The sequence below is a fragment of the Mycobacterium pseudoshottsii JCM 15466 genome (assembly GCF_003584745.1).
Lineage (GTDB): Bacteria > Actinomycetota > Actinomycetes > Mycobacteriales > Mycobacteriaceae > Mycobacterium > Mycobacterium marinum.
Window position 1 is genome coordinate 842971 of sequence record NZ_AP018410.1, and the last position, 19558, is coordinate 862528.

Sequence of the window (19558 nt, forward strand, 5' to 3'; positions counted from 1 at the left end):
GATGCAGGTGAACATGACCGTCAACGGCGAACCGGTCAGCGCCGAAGTCGAACCCCGAATGCTTCTGGTCCACTTCCTGCGGGATCAGCTGCGGCTCACCGGAACCCACTGGGGCTGTGACACCAGCAATTGCGGGACCTGCGTGGTTGACGTCGACGGTGTGCCGGTGAAGTCCTGCACCATGCTGGCCGTCATGGCCTCCGGGCGCAGCATTCGCACCGTGGAAGGGCTAGCGGCGGCCGATGGCTCACTCGACCCGGTGCAGGAAGGGTTCATGCGTTGCCACGGACTGCAGTGTGGTTTTTGCACGCCGGGAATGATGATCACCGCCCGCGCCCTGCTCGACCGCAATCCGGACCCCGATGAAGAGACCATTCGCGAGGCGATCTCCGGGCAGATCTGCCGGTGCACCGGCTACACCACCATCGTGCGGTCCATCCAGTGGGCCGCCAAGAACGCCAAGGAGGTGGCCAGCTCGTGACCACCATCGAATCACGGCCAGAAGACCTGGCCGACAACGACCAAAAGCCTTGCGGCCACGGCCGGATGCTGCGCAAAGAGGATCCTCGCTTCATCCGCGGCCGCGGCAACTATGTTGATGACGTCGCGTTGCCGGGCATGTTGCACCTGGCGATCTTGCGCTCACCGTATGCGCACGCCCGCATCGTCAGCATTGATGTGACTGCGGCCCTTGCCCATCCGAAGGTCAAGGCGGTGGTGACGGGCGCGGATCTGGCCGAGAAGGGCTTGGCCTGGATGCCCACGCTGTCCAACGACGTGCAGGCCGTGCTGGCCACCGACAAGGTGCGCTTCCAGGGCCAGGAGGTGGCTTTCGTCGTTGCCGAGGACCGTTATTCGGCCCGCGACGCGCTCGAGTTGATCGACGTCGAGTACGACCCGCTGGACCCGGTTGTCGACGTGCGCAAGGCCTTGGACCCGTCGGCGCCGGTGATCCGCACCGACCTCGACGGCAAGCAGGACAATCACATCTTCGACTGGGAGACCGGTGACGCGGCGGCCACCGACGCCGTGTTCGCCAAGGCTGACGTGGTGATCAAACAGGAGATGGTCTATCCGCGTGTGCACCCGGCGCCGATGGAAACCTGCGGAGCGGTAGCCGATTTGGACCCGGTCACCGGCAAGCTCACGCTATGGACCACCTCGCAGGCGCCGCATGCCCACCGCACGCTGTATGCGTTGGTCGCCGGGCTGCCCGAACACAAGATCCGGGTCATCTCGCCCGACATCGGCGGCGGCTTCGGCAACAAGGTGCCGATCTATCCCGGCTATGTGTGTGCCATCGTCGGTTCGTTGGTGCTGGGTAAACCGGTCAAATGGATGGAGGACCGTAGCGAGAACCTGACCTCGACCAGCTTCGCGCGCGACTACATCATGGTCGGTGAGATCGCCGCGACCAACGAGGGCAAGATTCTGGCGCTGCGCTCTCACGTGCTGGCCGATCATGGTGCCTTCAACGGCCAGGCGGCACCGACGAAATACCCGGCCGGTTTCTACGGCGTGTTCACCGGCAGCTACGACCTGGAAGCCGCCTACTGCCACATGACCGCGGTGTACACCAACAAGGCGCCCGGCGGGGTGGCCTACGCGTGTTCGTTCCGCATCACCGAGGCGGTGTATTTCGTTGAGCGGCTGGTGGATTGCTTGGCCTTCGAACTCAAGATGGACCCCGCCGAAGTGCGGCTGCGCAACCTGCTGAAGCCCGAGCAGTTCCCGTACACCACCAAAACGGGATGGGTCTATGACTCGGGCGACTACGAGTCCACCATGCGCCAGGCCATGGACATGATCGGCTATGATGCCCTGCGCGCCGAACAAAAAGAAAAGCGCGATCGCGGTGAGCTGATGGGCATCGGCATCTCCTTCTTCACCGAGGCCGTCGGCGCCGGCCCGCGCAAGGACATGGACATCCTCGGGCTGGGCATGGCCGACGGATGCGAGCTCCGGGTGCACCCGACGGGCAAAGCCGTGGTGCGACTGTCGGTGCAGACCCAGGGCCAGGGCCATGAGACGACGTTCGCCCAGATCGTCGCCGAGGAGCTGGGGATCCAACCCGACGACATCGACGTGGTGCACGGTGACACCGATCAGACCCCGTTCGGGCTGGGTACCTACGGCAGCCGCTCGACCCCGGTCTCGGGCGCCGCAGCGGCGTTGGTGGCCCGCAAGGTGCGCGACAAGGCCAAGATCATCGCTTCGGGCATGCTCGAGGTATCGGTTGCCGACTTGGAATGGGAGAAGGGCTCATTCCACGTCAAGGGAGATCCGTCGGCATCGGTCACCATCGCCGACATCGCGATGCGGGCCCATGGAGCCGGCGATCTGCCGGAGGGCATCGAGGGCGGCCTGGACGCCGAGGTGTGTTACAACCCGTCGAACCTGACCTACCCGTACGGCGCGTACTTCTGTGTGGTCGACGTCGATCCGGGCACCGGGGTGGTCAAGGTGCGGCGCTTCCTGGCCGTCGACGACTGCGGCACCCGCATTAACCCGATGATCATCGAGGGCCAGGTGCATGGCGGCATCGTCGACGGCATCGGCATGGCGTTGATGGAGATGATCGCCTTCGATGAGGACGGTAACTGTCTGGGCGGCTCGCTGATGGACTATCTGATCCCGACCGCGCTCGAGGTGCCGCACCTGGAAACCGGGCACACGGTGACGCCCTCGCCGCATCACCCGATCGGGGCCAAGGGAATCGGTGAATCGGCCACCGTGGGCTCGGCCCCCGGCGGTGGTGAACGCGGTGGTGGATGCGTTGGCGCCATATGGGGTTCGCCATGCCGACATGCCGCTGACGCCGTCCCGAGTCTGGGAGGCCATGCAGGGCCGGGCCACACCTCCGATTTAAGGGTTGCAGATGACCATTAGTGAGCGGGCGGCGCAGCTGCTGGCTGCGCGGACACCGTTTGTGCATGCCACGGTGGTCCGAGCCCAGCCGCCGACCTCGGCTTACCCCGGTGACGAGGCGATCCTGTTGCCCGATGGCACTATCGAGGGCTTCGTCGGCGGGCAGTGCGCGCAGAACTCCGTTCGCAAGGCGGCGTTGGGGGTGCTTCAGGCGGGCGAAAGTGTGCTGCTGCGCGTGCTTCCCGATGGGGACGTGCACTTCCCCGAAGCCCCCGGCGCATGCGTGGTGGTCAATCCGTGCCTGTCGGGCGGGTCGCTGGAGATCTTCTTGACCCCGCAGCTGCCGGCGCCGCTGGTCCGAATCTACGGTGCCACGCCGATCGCCGAGGCGTTGATCGAGGTCTGCGGCGTGCTGGGCTACGACGCCCGCCGCGACAGCGACCCGGTCGGCGCCGCCGCCTTGCCGACTGCCGTCGTGATCGCCAGCCATGGCGGCCCGGAAGCCGAAAACATCCGCGCGGCATTGGATAACGGCGTTGGCTACATCGGTCTGGTGGCCAGCAAGGTCCGTGGCGCCGCGGTCCTGGACTCGCTGGGCCTCTCGGCGACCGAGCGGGCGCGCATCCGCACCCCGGTCGGACTGGCTATCGGTGCCAAGACGCCCGCCGAGATCGCGGTGGCCATCGCCGCCGAAATCATTGCGGCGGTGCGCGCCGGCGGCGGGGGCCGGCCCGCGCCGGTGGATGCGACTGCCGCCGAGGCGGTGGACCCGGTGTGCGGGATGACGGTCCTGATCGGGCCGGCGACCGAACACCTGCGGCTGGCGGGTGCCGACTACTGGTTCTGCTGCCCCGCATGCCGAACGGCGTTCAGCGACAGAAACGGCGGCGCGTGAGGGCGCCTAGCATCACCGGTGTGGTGCTGGCGGCCGGCGGATCCCGTCGTCTGGGCACGCCGAAACAGCTGCTGTCTTATCGCGATACGACGCTGCTCGGGGCTACTCTGCGGGTAGCGCGGGGCGCCGGATTCGATCAGCTGATCGTGACCCTGGGCGGGGCCGCCCAACGGGTCCGCGCGCTGGTGCCGCTGGATGAGGCCGAGGTGGTGACGGTCGAGGACTTTGGTGCCGGGTGTTCGGCTTCGTTGCGCGTTGCGCGTTGCGCGTTGCGCGTTGCGCGTTGCGCGTTGCGCGTTGCGCGTTGCGCTGGGACGGGTGGATCCGCAATCCGCCGGCATTGTGCTGATGCTTGGGGATCAGCCGGGCGTCGACCCGGCCACCGTCGCCCGCCTGGTCGGCCAGGGGCCGGGCTGCGACCTCATGGTGTGCCGGTACAACGATGGAATCGGGCATCCATTCTGGTTTAGCCGCAGACTATTCGGTGAATTAACACAGCTGCACGGCGATAAGGGAGTGTGGAAGCTCATTCAATCCGGCCGGCACCCGGTGCGGGAACTGGTGGTGGACGATTCGGTACCGTTGGACGTGGATACCTGGGACGACTACCGGCGGCTCGTGGAATCGGTGCCTTGAATGAGCGTGACGACCTTTGCAGACCCCCAAGATGTGGTTCGCCGGTTCGACGCGCAGAACTATCTGCTGGACACCGGGACCGCATCGGCCATCTATCTCGCGGTCACCCTCGGGCGCCCGCTACTGCTCGAGGGTGAGCCCGGTGTGGGTAAGACGACCGCTGCGAAAGCCCTTGCCGCGGTTTTGGATACCTCGTTGATCCGGCTGCAGTGCTATGAAGGGCTGACCGCCAACGAGGCGCTCTACGACTGGAACTACCAGCACCAGCTGTTGTCCATCCGGCTCGCCGAGGCGCGTGGCGCCGATATCTCCGAGGCCGATCTGTACAGCGAGGCGTATCTGGTGGATCGGCCCATCCTGCAGTGCGTGCGCCATCGCGGCTCGACACCGCCGGTGCTGCTGATCGACGAAATTGACCGGGCCGACGATGAATTCGAGGCGCTGCTACTGGAGTTCCTCGGTGAGGCGGCGGTGACGGTTCCCGAATTAGGCACCTTCGTTGCACCGCTGCCGCCGATCGCGGTGTTGACCTCCAACCGCAGCCGCGATCTGCATGACGCGTTGCGCCGGCGTTGTCTGTACCACTGGATCGACTACCCGGAGCCGGCTCGGGCGGCCGCGATCGTGCGGCGGACGGTTCCCGGGGCCCGCGCCGCGCTGATCGAGCATGCCACTCAATTCGTCGGCAGCGCACGAGATCTCGATCTGGACAAGCCGCCGGGCGTGGCCGAGACTATCGACTGGGTCGCCGCACTGGTCTCGCTGGGTGTCGCGGACCTCGTCGACGCATCGGCATTGGCCAGTCTCGGGGCATTGGCCAAGACTCCTGATGACCGAACCCTGATACGCGACGCGTTGACCGAATACAGCCGAACATGAGAGGACTCATCGAATGAAGATCGCCAACCAGTTCACCGTCAGCGCGCCGATCGAGCAGGCCTGGGGATGTGCTGTGCGACCTGGAGCAGGTGATCCCGCTGATGCCCGGCGCGCAGCTGACCGGTCACCAGGACGACGCCTACCTCGGCAAGGTCAAGGTCAAGGTGGGGCCGGTGACCAGTGAGTTCAGCGGCAAGGTGCATTTCGTTGAGCGGGATCGCGATCAGCATCGCGCGGTCATCGACGCCAAGGGCAAGGAGTCGCGCGGCACCGGCAACGCGGCCGCGACGGTGACCGCTCAGTTGGCGGAGGCGGGCGAGCGCACCCAGGTCACCGTCGACACCGACCTGAAGATCGTCGGCAAGCTGGCGCAGTTCGGCAGCGGAATGCTGCAGCAGGTGTCGGAGAAGTTGCTCGGTCAATTCGTGGACTCGCTGGAAGCCGAACTGGCCTCCCGCAATGCCGCGACGGCGGCTCCCGAAAGCCCGGAAAGCCCCGGAAGTCCGGAAAGCCCGGTCAGCCCGCAGCCGCGGCCCGTCGAGGCCCGCAAGCCCACCACGTCTGCGGAGCCCGAGCCGATCGATCTGCTCGAGCTCGCCGGCGGTGACCAGCTCAAGAAGTATGGCCCCGCCGTGCTGGCTGTGCTGGCCGTGCTGGTGCTGATCTGGGTGCTGCGCAGACGGGGCTGAACGCCGATGACCGCTCCGTTGCTGCTGCGCGGCGTCGACCTGGCGGCGTTCGCCGCCGCGCTGGTGGCACGGCTGCGCGGGGTCGGGGTGCTGGTGTCGGCCAGCGGTCAGGCGAATTTTGTGCAGGCAATGCGGCAGTTGGTGCCCGACTCCCGGTCCGCGCTGTATTGGGCCGCGAGGTTGACCCTGGTCAATCGGATGGAGGATCTGGTTGCCTTTGACCTCGCCTTTGCCGCCGTGTTCGGCGCGCTCGATGCGGCCGGGCCTGAGGCGGCCGATGCTGCCCGGCCGCTGCCGGGCCCCAAGACACCGGCGGCCGGCATCGTGCATCGCAACGGCGGGCCCTCCGGTGCCGCCGGCGGCCAACCGCTGCCCTGGGCCAGCCGGGTCGGGGATCAGGACGGAAGTGTTCGACCCAGCATCAAGTTGCCCGACTTGCTGCCCAGCCGGATCGCCGCACTCGCCGAGGAACCGTTCGACCAATTCGACGCCGAAGACTTGCGGCGTATTGGTGGCTGGCTGGAGTCGACGGTGGCGCGCTGGCCGCGCCGGCGCAGCCTGCGCTTCGAGTCCAGCCCGCACGGCAAGCGCATCGACTTGCGAGCCACGATGAACGCTTCGCGCGCCACCGGCTGGGAAGCGGTGCGCCTGGCGCGGATCCGGCCGCGCCGACGGCCCAGGAGGGTGGTGTTGCTCTGCGACGTAAGCCGCTCGATGCAGCCCTATGCGGCGATCTATCTGCATCTCATGCGGGCGCTGGTGGCGCGCCAACCCGGCATTCGCCCGGAGGTCTTCGCGTTTTCGACCTCGCTGACCCGGCTCACCCCGGTGCTGGCTCATCGTTCGGCGGAGGTGCAGGGCTCCGGCGTTGTTGATTAGCAGGCTTGTGAGCTGGGGAATTGTGGATTGAGGAGGTCTAGGCGGCGGTTGGCGGTCAAAGCGGTGATCCGGCAGGCTTCGGCGATGTTGTCGGCGCCGTTGAGGCGGTGCAGATTGATCGCGGTGTTGCGTAGCGTTGCTAGGACCTGTGCGCCGTTTCCGGTATGTGCCCTTTGACGGTCTTCGTCGAAGGTGACGTCGCGTATCCAGTGCAGGCTGTTCTCGATTCCCCAGTGTTGACGCATCCAGGTCATGATCGCGGTAGGGCGGGCGTGCTCGAACGGCAGGCTGCAGATGGCATAGACCACCTCCACGCTGCGCTGGTCGGTGGCGGTGATCAAGCGTTCACGAGTGATCCGGATGATTTGTTTTGCGTAGGGGAAGCCGATTCCTCGTGCAGCGGTGATGATTTGCAGGGTGCGGGTCTCGACACGGCCGTGGCCGCGGGAGTCGTCGGTAGCGGCTGCGGGCACCTCGGCCCAGGGCAGCGCGGTGATACGCGCAAGTATTTTGGCTTGGTTGGACTTGACGATCATCAGGTAGTGCGACTTCAAGGTGGCGCAGATCAACTTCGCGGTGACGACCTGGGTATGCATCGCATCCACGGTGACCAGCCACCGCAAGCTACCCGGCAGCAGCGTGAGCAGGGCACGTACGCAGGGAATTTCATTGCTTTTCTCGGCGACAGCGAGTTGACCGAGCACCAATCGGGCACGGTGGGCGAACACCGACACGAGATGCGTGGCTGTCGCTTTGGCGCGTAAAGCACCACGCAGCATCTTGCCGTCCAACGCGATCGGCACCAATCCACTGGGGTCGCTGCTGGCCACGTGTGCAGTGAAGTAACTGCCCATCCTGGCGTTGAGGTCGGCGGGGTCTAGCCGAGACAAAACAGCGCGGAAGGTCTTCTCACTGGGCCGCCGGAACCGGACCCCTAATTGGGCCAACACATCATCGGGAGCGGTGGCCGCCCATGTGGCAAAACCAGCATAGCCGCGCATCCCCGCGGCAGTGGCCAGAACCGCGATCGCCAACAAAGCCATCAGCGAATACCTCCGACCGCGTGGGTCCCTCGGGTCTGGCACCGAGGCCAACACATCGAGAAACTCCGATCCGATGAGCTCGCTGCGCTCACCAGGACTCCAGCGGTCGAACACCTCTGGAACCGACGACACAGGCAATACTGAAACGGTAGGCACGGGCAACTCCAGACCAACGACGAACAGTAACCAACTCGATCGTTCTCCAGATAGCCCGTGCCTACACTCCGGCCCCAATAGCGCGGCACCAAAGATCATCAACCCAGCTCACAAGCCTGCTAATCAACAACGCCGGAGCCCTGGGCGGAGGTGGCCCTGGACCGGGCGAATGCGAAGGTAGCCGACCGGTATGGCGGCACCTTTATCGGTCGTAGTGTCGGTGCGCTGCTGGAACCGCCGCACGGCAACGCGTTACGCGGCGCGGTGGTGATCATTGCCTCCGACGGTTGGGACAGCGAAGCACCTAAGGTCCTGTGTCACGCGCTGGCTCGCGTGCGCAGGCGCGCCCAGTTGCTGGTCTGGCTCAATCCGCGTGCGGCACAGAGCGATTTCGAGCCGCTGACCGGCTCGATGGCCGCGGCGCTGCCCTACTGTGACCTGTTCTTGCCGGCGCATTCGTTGACCGGGGTACAGCAGTTGCTCCGGGCGCTGGGCGGCGATCTGCGGTGACGTCAGCCGATGCCGAGCGTGTCGTCGGCGGTCAGTTCGGTGCGCGAGGTGTCTTTGAGGGCCACCCCTGAGCGGCCGAGTTTACGGGCCCCGGTGACCAGGGCAGCGGCGATGCCGGCGGCGGTCTGGTAGTCGAGGCCGTCGGGAGGGTGGATGTTGGAGATGCAGTTTCGATCCGCATCGGTCAAACCCGGTCTCGGCAGGTGCGTCAGGTAGATGCCCAAGCTGTCCGCAACCGATAGCCCGGGGCGTTCGCCGATGATCACCAGCAGCGTGCGCACTCCCAGCGCCTGACCGATGTGGTCGCCGAGGGCAACGCGCGCCTGGGTCGCGATCACTGGCGGGGCAATGCGATAGCGGTCATGGAACTCGCGCACCAGCGCACCCAGCAGGCCGGCGCCGTGATCGGTGAGGGCGCGAGGCGATAGGCCGTCGGCGAGCACGATGCCGATGCCGGCGCCGGTGTTGGGCAGGATGGACAGGTCCGCCGGAGCGCGGCCTAGATCAGGCCGGCGCAGGTACTCGCTACGTGAGCTGGCCTGACTGCGCACCACCAGCGGTGCGCCGAGGCCCAGGTCGCGGACCTGTTCGGTGAGCCCTGCGACGTCGAGCGGGTCGTGCACGGCGTCCCGCGCGGCGGCGTGGGCGGCCTGGAACTCCAGGACCCGCCGGGTGGGCAATGAGTTGCCGGCGCGGCCGAGTCCGATGCGCGCTTGGGTGACGTCGCGCAGCAATGCCCACACCTCATCGGCGGCCCGTGCGTCCGGTGCGTTCATGCACCGGTTGCCAATGCCCGCAGCGGCGAGGTCGCCAGATCGATGGGCAGAATCCGTCCGTTGGCGTCGGCCATCCCCAGACCGGTTAGCCAGGCTTCGAATTCGGGTGCGGGGCGCAGCCGCAGCACCTGTCGCACGTACAACGGATCGTGAAACGACAGGCTTTGATAGCCCAGCATGATGTCATCGGCGCCGGGGACGGCGATCACAAAGGCCGCGCCCGCCACGCCCAGCAGGGTGAGCAGCGTATCCATATCGTCCTGGTCGGCTTCGGCGTGGTTGGTGTAGCAGACGTCGACGCCCATCGGCAGGCCCAGTAGTTTCCCGCAGAAGTGGTCTTCGAGCCCGGCCCGGATGATCTGTTTACCGTCGTAGAGGTACTCCGGACCGATGAATCCGACCACGGTATTGATCAACAGCGGCTGCAGCGTCCGGGCCACCGCATAGGCCCGCGCCTCCAATGTCTGCTGATCGACGGGCTTGCCACCGGTGCCCAGGTGCGCACCGGCAGACAGGGCCGAACCCTGTCCCGTCTCCAGGTACATGACGTTGTCGCCAACGGTGCCGCGGCCCAGCGACCGCGCGGCTTCGTTGGCTTCCAACAACATTGGGATGTTCACACCGAAACTGGAATTGGCGCCCTCGGTGCCGGCGATGGACTGGAACACCAGGTCAACGGGCACACCCTTGTCGATCAATTCCGTGGTGGTGGTGACGTGGCACAGCACGCACGACTGCATGGGGATCTCGAAACGTTGCCGGATGTCATCGAGAAGGTGAAGCAGGTCCGCGGTTGCCTGAGGCGAGTCGGTCGCCGGATTGATGCCGACCACGGCGTCGCCGCAGCCCATCAGCAAGCCGTCGAGCATCCCGGCCGCAATTCCACGCGGGTCGTCGGTGGGATGGTTGGGCTGCAGCCGGGTGGCGAGCCGGCCCGGCAACCCGATGGTGGTGCGGAAGGCGGCGGTGGCGGTCGTGGCCGCGGCGACCAGAATCAGATCCTGATTGCGCATGATCTTGCAGACCGCGGCAACCATCTCCGGGGTCAGGCCCGGCGCGATCGCCGCGATGCGTGCCGCACTGTCGTCGCGAGCCGCGGTGTCCAACAACCAATCGCGAAGGCCGCCGACCGTCAGATGGGAGATCGGAGCGAATGCCTGGCGGTCATGGCTGTCGATGATGAGCCGGGTGACCTCGTCGGTTTCGTAGGGCACGACCACGTCGCTGAGAAACGTTGTCAGCGGCATGTCGGCGAGTACCCAAGCGGCGGCGGCACGTTCGGCGTCATGTTCGGCGGCACAGCCGGCGAGCTGGTCACCAGAGCGCAGCGGCGTTGCCTTGGCCAACACGTCGACCAGCCCGTCGAAGGCATACGTGGTACCCGAAATAGTCTGCCGGTAGCTCATTGCAGTTCGCTTTCGAAATCTTGCGAGCCCGCCAATTCTTCGTCCGGAGAATTGGCGACCAGTTGATGCCGACTATATAAGGCGAAATACAGTATGAACGCACAGAATACGCCCAGGCAGCACAAAGCGGCCACGGTGTCCACCAGGAATGTGGCAATGAGCGCGGTCGCGGCGACCAGCAATGCGAAGCCGGACGTGGCAATACCGCCCGGGGTGCGGTAAGGGCGGGCCATATCGGCTGCCCGCCGCCGCAATACGATATGGCTGATCATCATCAACACGTAGCTGAGAGTGGCTCCGAAGACCGCCATGTTCAGCAGAAGATCACCTTCACCGGTGACCGACAGCGCGAAACCGATGACACCGGGAACGATCAGGGCCAGCGTCGGCGCCTTGCGGGAGTTGGTGATCGACAGCGCGGTCGGCAGGTAACCCGCCCGCGACAGCGCAAACAGCTGCCGCGAGTAGGCATAGATGATGGAAAAGAAGCTGGCGACCAGACCGGCCAGCCCGATGTAGAGTGCCACACCGGTGATGATGAACATTACCTTCAGTGCTTCACCCACACCCGACAGATGAATGCCGATAAAGAGTGCATAAATGGTCAGGTAAACCCACCATCCATTGCGAATGCCGAACAGGCCCAGCGATTGTACGTATGCGTCGATGAAGGTGGCGATCGCCGCCGGTGCGATTGAATACTCGATCAGGACGGCGGTGCCCGTTGCGAATCCGCCCCACGGCCCCAGCGCGCGCCGGGCGAAGGTGTACCCGCCGCCCGCGGCCGGCAGTGCCGAGGACAATTCGGCCATGCTGAGCACCAAGGCCAGATACATCGCGGCGATCACCACGGCCGCGATCGCCAATCCGCCGAAGCCGCCGCGCGCCAGCCCGAAGTTCCAACCCGAATAGTCCCCCGAGATCACGTAGCTCACGCCCAGCCCCGCCAGCAGCAGCCAGCCGGCACTACCGGTCCACAACTGTCGTTTCTGCAGATAGGTCGGTGACTCCAGGTGGCTGTCGGTGCCAGCCAAGTGTCCCCCCGCGAGGTGTGCAACCTCGTGATCGCCTGCCACCTCGTCGACCTCCGTTCAATCGATGGGCCTTCAGCATCTGTTCCGGCCCGCGGGAAAGCCAACCGGTGCAATACAGACTTAACTTTTTGCGCCGGGTCGACAAGGGTTGGCGGTCGGTCTACGAGCAAGCCTGGGACGGCTGGGTCAACGGTGCAGCCCGCCCGGTTGGTGGTGACCGGGCACGGGCAAACCGGGGCCGTGAGCCCCAGTCCGCCATCGGCTGCGCGCCACCTTAGACGACGGTGGGTGCCGCTGGGAACCCTTCGGGGAGTGGCGGATCGAGGCGGTGCGCGGCGGGCGGTCCGGATTCATTCTGGGACCAGCGGTCTCGGTATTTGGCGGCCGCAGCGAGGGTGCGTGTCGGGCTTGATAAATCGGATCGGCGATTGGCGTCGATCGTGCGCGGGTAGTGGCCGAACTGCGAATTGTCGAGGTGAAGCCGGTTAATTCGGGGCCTTTTCCGATAGGCTTCCGGTGTGGCTCACGTCGATGTCGAATCCACGGAGCTGACAGCGGAGCCGGCCGGTTGGTCGTTTAGCGGGCCGTTGCTGTGGCTGAAGTCGGCGATTGTCGATCGCGACCGCCAATACGCCGATAGCCTGACCAGGCGTCGTCGCGTCGTTGCCATCGTTGCGTGCACCGCTTCGGTGGTCAGCGCGAGTTTCGCGGTGATCGAGGTGCTGGCCACCAGTCAGTGGTACGTGGTCTCGCTCAACGCCGTAATGGCCGTGGTGTTTGCGGTGATACCGCTGCTATACCGGCTCGGCGAGCTGGTTCCGGCGCTGGCCTTGGTGATTGCCGCCAACGTGTCACTGGTCGTGGTCAGTTGGATGATCGACTCGCACGTCGGGATCGCGTTCTACTTCCTGATGTCGGTGTTGGTTGCGGCGCTCGTGCTGGGCATCGATCACCTCATGTTGGCGGCGGCGGTGGTGACCTTCGGGGTCGTGATCAACATCGCGGCGCGAGTCGTGGCCCCGTTCCATGCCAGAAAGATGCCGGTCTGGGCCACCGATGCGGGCTTTGCGGTCACCACGATTTCGGCATCGGTGGTAGTCATGGCGACGATCTGGTACGCGCTCAATGAGATTGAGCGGGCCAAGGAGGCCATCGAGCTCGAGTATGAACGTGCGGAGTCGTTGCTCACCAACATCTTGCCGGCGAGTGTGGCGGCCCGGCTCAAGGACCCGGCGACCAAGATCATTGCCGACAACTACGACGACGTCTCGATACTGTTCGCCGATATTGCCGGCTACACCGAACGCGCCAGTCGCGCCACTGCGGAGGAGCTGGTGAAGTTTCTGAACCGCTTCTATGGCGAATGCGACGACCTGGTCGAGCGCCACGGGCTCGAGAAGGTCAAGACCTCCGGAGACTGCTACATCGTGGTGAGCGGTGTGCCGCAGCCCAAGTCGGACCACCTGGAGGCGCTGGCCCGGTTTGCGCTCAGCCTCTCGGATTCGGTGGGTCACCTTACCGATCACACCGGTGAGACGGTATCGATCCGGATCGGCCTGGCGGCCGGTCCGGTGGTGGCCGGCGTGGTCGGCACCAGCCGGTTCTTCTATGACGTCTGGGGCGATCCCGTCAACGTCGCTGCCCGCATGGAGTCCACGGGTTTCCCGGGACGCATTCAGGTTCCGCAGGATGTGTACGAGCGCCTCAGGGAGCGTTTTGTCTTCGAGGAGCGCGGCACCGTGGCGGTGAAGGGCAAGGGGATGCTGCACACCTGGTTTCTGGTCGGCGAGCGCACCTCCGAGTCATCGCCGGTGGGTGGGTCCGTCGTGGCCGCCGGTGATTGACGAGCGTCCACGTCTGCGACCCTGGTTCTTGGATGCCAAGCCGGCTGGTGCCGCACTGGCGGCGTGGGCCCGGAATGTCTGAGGCAGGATCGGGGGCTATGGACCAGCTATGGGCGAACCGGGCCGCGAGTTCTGAAGCCGCCATCACCGGGCGTCACTTCAAGCGGCTGTGGGGGCTACCCGGAACCCAGTTGGGCGTGGTGTCATGGCCGTCGGAACGCAAAGACCGCATGTTCGGCACTTGGCATTACTGGTGGCAGGCGCATCTGCTGGACTGCCTGATCGACGCGGAGTTGCGCGACCCGCAGGCCGAGCGGCGCAGCAGGATCAATCGGCAGGTCCGCTCACACCGGTTGCGCAACAATTTCTCCTGGACCAACAGCTATTACGACGACATGGCCTGGCTGGCGCTGGCACTGGAACGGGCGGCGCGGATAGCAGGTGTGCAGCGGCGCCGGGCGCTGCCCAAGCTCGCCGACCAGTTCGTCAAAGCCTGGGTGCCCGAGGACGGTGGCGGCATCCCGTGGCGCAAGCAGGACCAGTTCTTCAATGCTCCTGCCAATGGTCCGGCGGGGATATTTCTGGCCCGCTATGACGACCGGCTTGCTCGCGCCGAGCAGATGGGTGACTGGATCGACCGCACGCTGATCGACCCGGAGACGCACCTGGTCTTCGACGGCATCAAGGGCGGGTCGCTGGTCCGCGCTCAGTACACCTATTGCCAGGGGGTGGTGCTCGGTTTGGAGACGGAGCTGGCGGCGCGGACCGGAAACGATCGGCATGCGCCTCGCGTCCATCGACTGGTCGCCGCTGTTGCCGAACACATGGCTTCCGCAGGCGTGTTGAAGGGGGCGGGCGGCGGAGACGGCGGCCTCTTCGCGGGAATCACCGCTCGGTATCTGGCTCTGGTGGCCACCACCCTGCCGGGTGATTCCGCCGACGACGCGCAAGCGCGCGACACCGCCCGCGCGATAGTCCTCGCGTCGGCGAAATCAGCGTGGGATTGCCGGCAAACAGCGGACGGGCTGCCGGTGTTCGGGGCGTTCTGGGACCGCGACGCCGAGTTGCCCACCGCCGAGGGGCAGCAGGCACAGTTTGTCGAGGGCGCGGTGCAGGGCTCGGAGATCGCCGAGCGAGACCTGTCGGTGCAACTGTCGGGCTGGATGCTGATGGAGGCGGCCCACAGTGTCGCGGCGGTCAGCTCACTCGGGTAGCACTACCGGGTTGGAGGAGTCGGACTCGTTGTTGGGGGAGCGCCGCCGCGACCGGTAGCCCCGCCAGGCCGCAGTCACGGCCGGGATCAGGGACACGATCAGAATGCCCAAGATGATCTTTTCCAGGTTGTGGTGCACAAATGGCACATTGCCCAGGAAGTAGCCGGCCAGCGTGACTCCGGCGCCCCAGCTGATCCCGCCGACGATGTCGAATGCCAGAAACACCGGATAGCGCATGTAGGACACGCCGGCGATCACCGGCACGAAGGTTCGCGCGAACGGCACGAAGCGGGCCAGGATGACGGTCCAGGGCCCGTACTTCTCGAAGAAGGCGTGCGATTCGGTCACATAGTGCTTCTTGAAGAACCGCGAATCTTCCTTCTTGAACAGCGCGGGTCCGATCCGGCGCCCGATGAAATATGCGGTCTGGTCGCCCAGGACCGCCACCACAGCCACGGCCGGGGCGAGCACACCGATCGTGACCGGTGGATGCGCACTGGCGGCCAGTAGGCCCCCGGTAAACAGCAGCGATTCGCCCGGCAGCAGCGGAAACAGCAAACCGGTCTCGATAAAGACGATGAGCAATATGCCGGGAAGCACGGCGGACCCGAAAATTCCGTCGGCGCCCAGCCAATACATCGGGTCGAGAATGTCCGGCAAGGCCATCTCGGCGGTGTTCATGGTGTCTCAACATACCGGCTTGAACAGGTGGCCCACCGGAGTGGACACATTCCCCGGTCTTGCAATACTGGGTACACCCAGCCTTCAGGAGGAGTCTTTCATGCCCATCGCAACGCCCGAGGTCTATGCCGAGATGCTGGGACGTGCCAAAGAGAATTCGTACGCCTTCCCTGCCATCAACTGCACATCTTCGGAGACAGTCAACGCCGCGCTCAAAGGCTTCGCCGACGCCGGCAGTGACGGGATCATCCAGTTCTCCACCGGTGGTGCGGAGTTCGGTTCCGGCTTAGGTATCAAGAACATGGTGACCGGCGCCGTCGCGCTGGCCGAATTCACTCACATCGCCGCGGCCAAGTACCCGATCAACGTGGCGCTGCACACCGACCACTGCCCCAAGGACAAGCTCGACACCTACGTCCGGCCGCTGCTGGCGATCTCCGCCGAACGGGTGTCGGCCGGAAAAGACCCGTTGTTCCAGTCGCACATGTGGGACGGTTCGGCGGTCCCGATCGATGAGAACCTGGTCATCGCGCAGGAGCTGCTCAAGGCGGCCGTAGCCGCCAAGATCATTCTCGAGATCGAAATCGGCGTGGTCGGAGGCGAAGAGGACGGCGTCGAGGCCGAGATCAACGAGAAGCTCTACACCACCCCCGAGGACTTCGAGAAGACGGTTGACGCGCTGGGCGCCGGTGAGCAGGGCACCTACCTGCTGGCCGCGACCTTCGGCAACGTGCACGGCGTCTACAAGCCGGGCAATGTCAAACTGCGCCCCGACATTCTCGACCAGGGGCAAAAGGTGGCCGCGGCCAAGCTCGGGCTGCCCGACAGCGCCAAGCCGTTCGACTTCGTCTTCCACGGCGGCTCGGGCTCCCTGAAGTCCGAGATCGAGGAGGCACTTCGGTACGGCGTGGTGAAGATGAATGTCGACACCGACACCCAGTACGCGTTCAGCCGACCGATCGTCGGGCACATGTTCACCAACTACGACGGCGTTCTCAAGGTAGACGGCGAGGTCGGCAACAAGAAGGTCTACGACCCGCGCAGCTACCTCAAGAAGGCCGAGGCCGGGATGACTGAACGGGTGATCGAGGCCTGCAACGACTTGCACTGCGCTGGGAAGTCGCTAGCCGGCTGAGCGGAGCCGGGCCAGCCGGCTGAGCGGAGCCGGGCCAGCCGGCTGAGCGGAGCCGGCTAGCGGAGCAGGTCAGAGGCCCTGCAGCTGCGTCAGGGTCAGGTGCGCGATCATGAAGTAGATGATCAGCCCCGTGCCGTCGACGATGGTGGCGATCAGCGGCCCCGAAACGATCGCGGGGTCGATGCGCAACTTCTTGAGCAGCGGCGGCAGGATCGCCGCCACCAGCGATGACCACACCACGATGGCGGCCACCGTGACGGCCACCGTCACCGTGACCTGCGGACCCACGTTCAGCGTCCAAGCGCGGATCACCGCGGCCACCGCCATGGTGAAGCCGACCAGTGCGCCCGTGGACAGTTCCTTGACCAGTACCGCGGGGACATCGCGGAACCTGACCTGACCGGTGGCCATCGCGCGCACCAGCGTGGTTGCGATCTGGGTGCCGGTGTTGCCGCCGGTGCCGATCAGCAACGGGATGAAGAAGGCGAGCGCGATCACCGCCTCCATCTCGTCGGCGAACGCCCGCAACACGCTGCCGGTGTAGGCCTCGGCGACAAAGAGCACGAGTAGCCACACCACGCGCTTGCGCCACAGCAGCCATGGCGACGCACGCAGATACGGCACCTCCAGCGGGGCCGACCCGCCCTGACGCTCGGCGTCTTCGGTCGCTTCCTCCTGGGTGATGTCGAGGGCTTCGTCCTCGGCGATGATGCCGAGCAGGCGGTTTTCCCCATCGACGACGGGGACCGCCATGAGGTTGTGAGTCATCAGCGTCTGTGCCGCCAATTCCTTGTCGGTCAGCGGTGAGACGACGATGAGATCCTCGGTCATCAATTCGGATACCAGGCGCTCGGGGTCGGCCAGAACCAGGGCCCGAAAGGCGACGACGCCCAACAGATGCGAGTCGGCGTCGATCACGTAGACGTAGGCGGTGGTCCGGGAGTCGCTGCGCAATCCTGCGGCGTGCTCGCGCACGGTAGCGATGGCATCCAGCACAGTCATATTGGCGCCCACGGTCAGCGTTTCGGGCACCATGTGCGCCGCGGCGGAGTCCTCGGGCCAGCTCAGCAGGCCACGCAGGACAACCGCGCGCTTCAGCGGCAGCGAGGCCAGCAGGGCATCGCGCTTGGCGGTCTTGAACTCGCGCAGAATGTTGGCGGCGTGATCGGAGTCCAGCGCATCCAGCAGGCTGGCCGCCACCGCCGAGTCCATCGCTTGCAGCGCCTCGGCAGCCAGCATGTCGTCAACCGATTCGAACAACTCAACGCCGCTGGTGGTGTCGAGCAGGTCACCGAGCTTGGCCAATTCAGCTTTGGACAAGGAGGCAAGTTCACGGACGCGATCCGGCGCGTCGGTGACCACATCGAGCCACAAATCGACGGCTTTGGGCGTCCCGATGCCGACAACTTGTCGGATATCAATAGTCGATTGCTCGACGGTCGGGTAGTGGATCAGGGCTCCGGCGTTGTTGATTAGCAGGCTTGTGAGCTGGGGAATTGTGGATTGAGGAGGTCTAGGCGGCGGTTGGCGGTCAAAGCGGTGATCCGGCAGGCTTCGGCGATGTTGTCGGCGCCGTTGAGGCGGTGCAGATTGATCGCGGTGTTGCGTAGCGTTGCTAGGACCTGTGCGCCGTTTCCGGTATGTGCCCTTTGACGGTCTTCGTCGAAGGTGACGTCGCGTATCCAGTGCAGGCTGTTCTCGATTCCCCAGTGTTGACGCATCCAGGTCATGATCGCGGTAGGGCGGGCGTGCTCGAACGGCAGGCTGCAGATGGCATAGACCACCTCCACGCTGCGCTGGTCGGTGGCGGTGATCAAGCGTTCACGAGTGATCCGGATGATTTGTTTTGCGTAGGGGAAGCCGATTCCTCGTGCAGCGGTGATGATTTGCGGGGTGCGGGTCTCGACACGGCCGTGGCCGCGGGAGTCGTCGGTAGCGGCTGTGGGCACCTCGGCCCAGGGCAGCGCGGTGATACGCGCAAGTATTTTGGCTTGGTTGGACTTGACGATCATCAGGTAGTGCGACTTCAAGGTGGCGCAGATCAACTTCGCGGTGACGACCTGGGTATGCATCGCATCCACGGTGACCAGCCACCGCAAGCTACCCGGCAGCAGCGTGAGCAGGGCACGTACGCAGGGAATTTCATTGCTTTTCTCGGCGACAGCGAGTTGACCGAGCACCAATCGGGCACGGTGGGCGAACACCGACACGAGATGCGTGGCTGTCGCTTTGGCGCGTAAAGCACCACGCAGCATCTTGCCGTCCAACGCGATCGGCACCAATCCACTGGGGTCGCGGCTGGCCACGTGTGCAGTGAAGTAACTGCCCATCCTGGCGTTGAGGTCGGCGGGGTCTAGCCGAGACAAAACAGCGCGGAAGGTCTTCTCACTGGGCCGCCGGAACCGGACCCCTAATTGGGCCAACACATCATCGGGAGCGGTGGCCGCCCATGTGGCAAAACCAGCATAGCCGCGCATCCCCGCGGCAGTGGCCAGAACCGCGATCGCCAACAAAGCCATCAGCGAATACCTCCGACCGCGTGGGTCCCTCGGGTCTGGCACCGAGGCCAACACATCGAGAAACTCCGATCCGATGAGCTCGCTGCGCTCACCAGGACTCCAGCGGTCGAACACCTCTGGAACCGACGACACAGGCAATACTGAAACGGTAGGCACGGGCAACTCCAGACCAACGACGAACAGTAACCAACTCGATCGTTCTCCAGATAGCCCGTGCCTACACTCCGGCCCCAATAGCGCGGCACCAAAGATCGTCAACCCAGCTCACAAGCCTGCTAATCAACAACGCCGGAGCCCTGGGTAGTGGATGCTCACGTGAAACTCACCTGCCTCTCCTGGAACAGCGAATCGGGTCGAAATCCCCGCAGGAGCAGGCAATTCGCCAACACCCTGC

At 65.2% G+C, this 19558-nt stretch carries 13 protein-coding genes and 5 pseudogenes; 11 read left to right on the forward strand and 7 right to left on the reverse strand.

The genetic code is table 11. From position 1 onward, the window contains the following. Position 1: 1 nt before the first annotated feature. The 7 genes and pseudogenes from MPSD_RS03825 to MPSD_RS03855 form a co-directional block, all read left to right on the forward strand. On the forward strand, positions 2-481 hold the full coding sequence (locus tag MPSD_RS03825) for a (2Fe-2S)-binding protein (RefSeq protein ID WP_036426958.1): 480 nt from the start codon (positions 2-4) through the stop codon (positions 479-481). Next, positions 478-2869 (forward strand): annotated as a pseudogene (locus MPSD_RS03830) (aerobic carbon-monoxide dehydrogenase large subunit). The gene MPSD_RS03825 and the pseudogene MPSD_RS03830 overlap by 4 nt, the downstream one beginning before the upstream one ends. A gap of 9 nt (positions 2870-2878) precedes the next feature. Beyond that, positions 2879-3763, forward strand: coding sequence for an XdhC family protein (locus MPSD_RS03835; RefSeq protein WP_012392617.1), 885 nt, complete (start codon positions 2879-2881; stop codon positions 3761-3763). Then, positions 3760-4399, forward strand: a pseudogene (locus MPSD_RS03840) (nucleotidyltransferase family protein). The gene MPSD_RS03835 and the pseudogene MPSD_RS03840 overlap by 4 nt, the downstream one beginning before the upstream one ends. Continuing rightward, positions 4400-5278, forward strand: a complete 879-nt coding sequence (locus tag MPSD_RS03845; protein WP_020788838.1) for an AAA family ATPase — start codon at positions 4400-4402, stop codon at positions 5276-5278. Positions 5279-5291: 13 nt separating this feature from the next. Next, positions 5292-5967: pseudogene (locus MPSD_RS03850) on the forward strand (SRPBCC family protein). Between the two features lie 6 nt (positions 5968-5973). Then, a pseudogene (locus MPSD_RS03855) lies at positions 5974-6822 on the forward strand (VWA domain-containing protein); the annotation flags it as partial. Positions 6823-6842: 20 nt separating this feature from the next. Here MPSD_RS03855 and MPSD_RS03860 read toward each other — a convergent pair. After that, positions 6843-8045, reverse strand: coding sequence for an ISAs1-like element IS2404/ISMul1 family transposase (locus tag MPSD_RS03860; RefSeq protein WP_420811867.1), 1203 nt, complete (start codon positions 8043-8045; stop codon positions 6843-6845). Between the two features lie 144 nt (positions 8046-8189). On the opposite strand from MPSD_RS03860, the pseudogene MPSD_RS03870 reads away from it, so the two are divergent. After that, positions 8190-8555, forward strand: a pseudogene (locus MPSD_RS03870) (VWA domain-containing protein); the annotation flags it as partial. A gap of 2 nt (positions 8556-8557) precedes the next feature. On the opposite strand, the gene eutC reads toward MPSD_RS03870, so the two are convergent. Genes eutC through MPSD_RS03885 form a run of 3 tightly spaced genes read right to left on the reverse strand, consistent with a single transcriptional unit; the run spans position 8558 to position 11813 of the window. Beyond that, a complete protein-coding gene (eutC, locus tag MPSD_RS03875) occupies positions 8558-9331 on the reverse strand; it encodes an ethanolamine ammonia-lyase subunit EutC (RefSeq protein ID WP_020788835.1) in 774 nt (257 codons plus the stop codon). Then, positions 9328-10737, reverse strand: coding sequence for an ethanolamine ammonia-lyase subunit EutB (locus tag MPSD_RS03880; RefSeq protein WP_012392623.1), 1410 nt, complete (start codon positions 10735-10737; stop codon positions 9328-9330). Before MPSD_RS03880 ends, eutC begins: the two co-directional genes overlap by 4 nt. Beyond that, on the reverse strand, positions 10734-11813 hold the full coding sequence (locus MPSD_RS03885) for an amino acid permease (RefSeq protein WP_020788834.1): 1080 nt from the start codon (positions 11811-11813) through the stop codon (positions 10734-10736). Before MPSD_RS03885 ends, MPSD_RS03880 begins: the two co-directional genes overlap by 4 nt. A 476-nt stretch (positions 11814-12289) precedes the next feature. On the opposite strand from MPSD_RS03885, the gene MPSD_RS03890 reads away from it, so the two are divergent. Further along, entirely contained in the window at positions 12290-13615 is a 1326-nt protein-coding gene (locus MPSD_RS03890) for an adenylate/guanylate cyclase domain-containing protein (RefSeq protein ID WP_012392625.1), read from the forward strand. A 98-nt stretch (positions 13616-13713) separates the two neighbouring features. After that, positions 13714-14829, forward strand: a complete 1116-nt coding sequence (locus tag MPSD_RS03895) for a glycoside hydrolase family 76 protein (protein ID WP_015354361.1) — start codon at positions 13714-13716, stop codon at positions 14827-14829. Here MPSD_RS03895 and MPSD_RS03900 read toward each other — a convergent pair. Then, on the reverse strand, positions 14818-15510 hold the full coding sequence (locus MPSD_RS03900; RefSeq protein WP_020788831.1) for a DedA family protein: 693 nt from the start codon (positions 15508-15510) through the stop codon (positions 14818-14820). The genes MPSD_RS03895 and MPSD_RS03900 overlap by 12 nt on opposite strands. A gap of 100 nt (positions 15511-15610) precedes the next feature. Here MPSD_RS03900 and fbaA point away from each other — a divergent pair, with 100 nt between their 5' ends. Then, entirely contained in the window at positions 15611-16645 is a 1035-nt protein-coding gene (gene fbaA / locus MPSD_RS03905) for a class II fructose-bisphosphate aldolase (protein WP_020788830.1), read from the forward strand. A 69-nt stretch (positions 16646-16714) separates the two neighbouring features. On the opposite strand, the gene mgtE is transcribed toward fbaA, so the two are convergent. Then, complete coding sequence (mgtE, locus tag MPSD_RS03910; protein ID WP_086085861.1) at positions 16715-18097, reverse strand: magnesium transporter; 1383 nt, start codon at positions 18095-18097, stop codon at positions 16715-16717. A 20-nt stretch (positions 18098-18117) separates the two neighbouring features. Then, positions 18118-19320 (reverse strand): ISAs1-like element IS2404/ISMul1 family transposase, encoded by a 1203-nt coding sequence (locus MPSD_RS03915; protein WP_420811868.1) that lies wholly within the window; start codon positions 19318-19320, stop codon positions 18118-18120. Positions 19321-19558 lie beyond the last annotated feature (238 nt).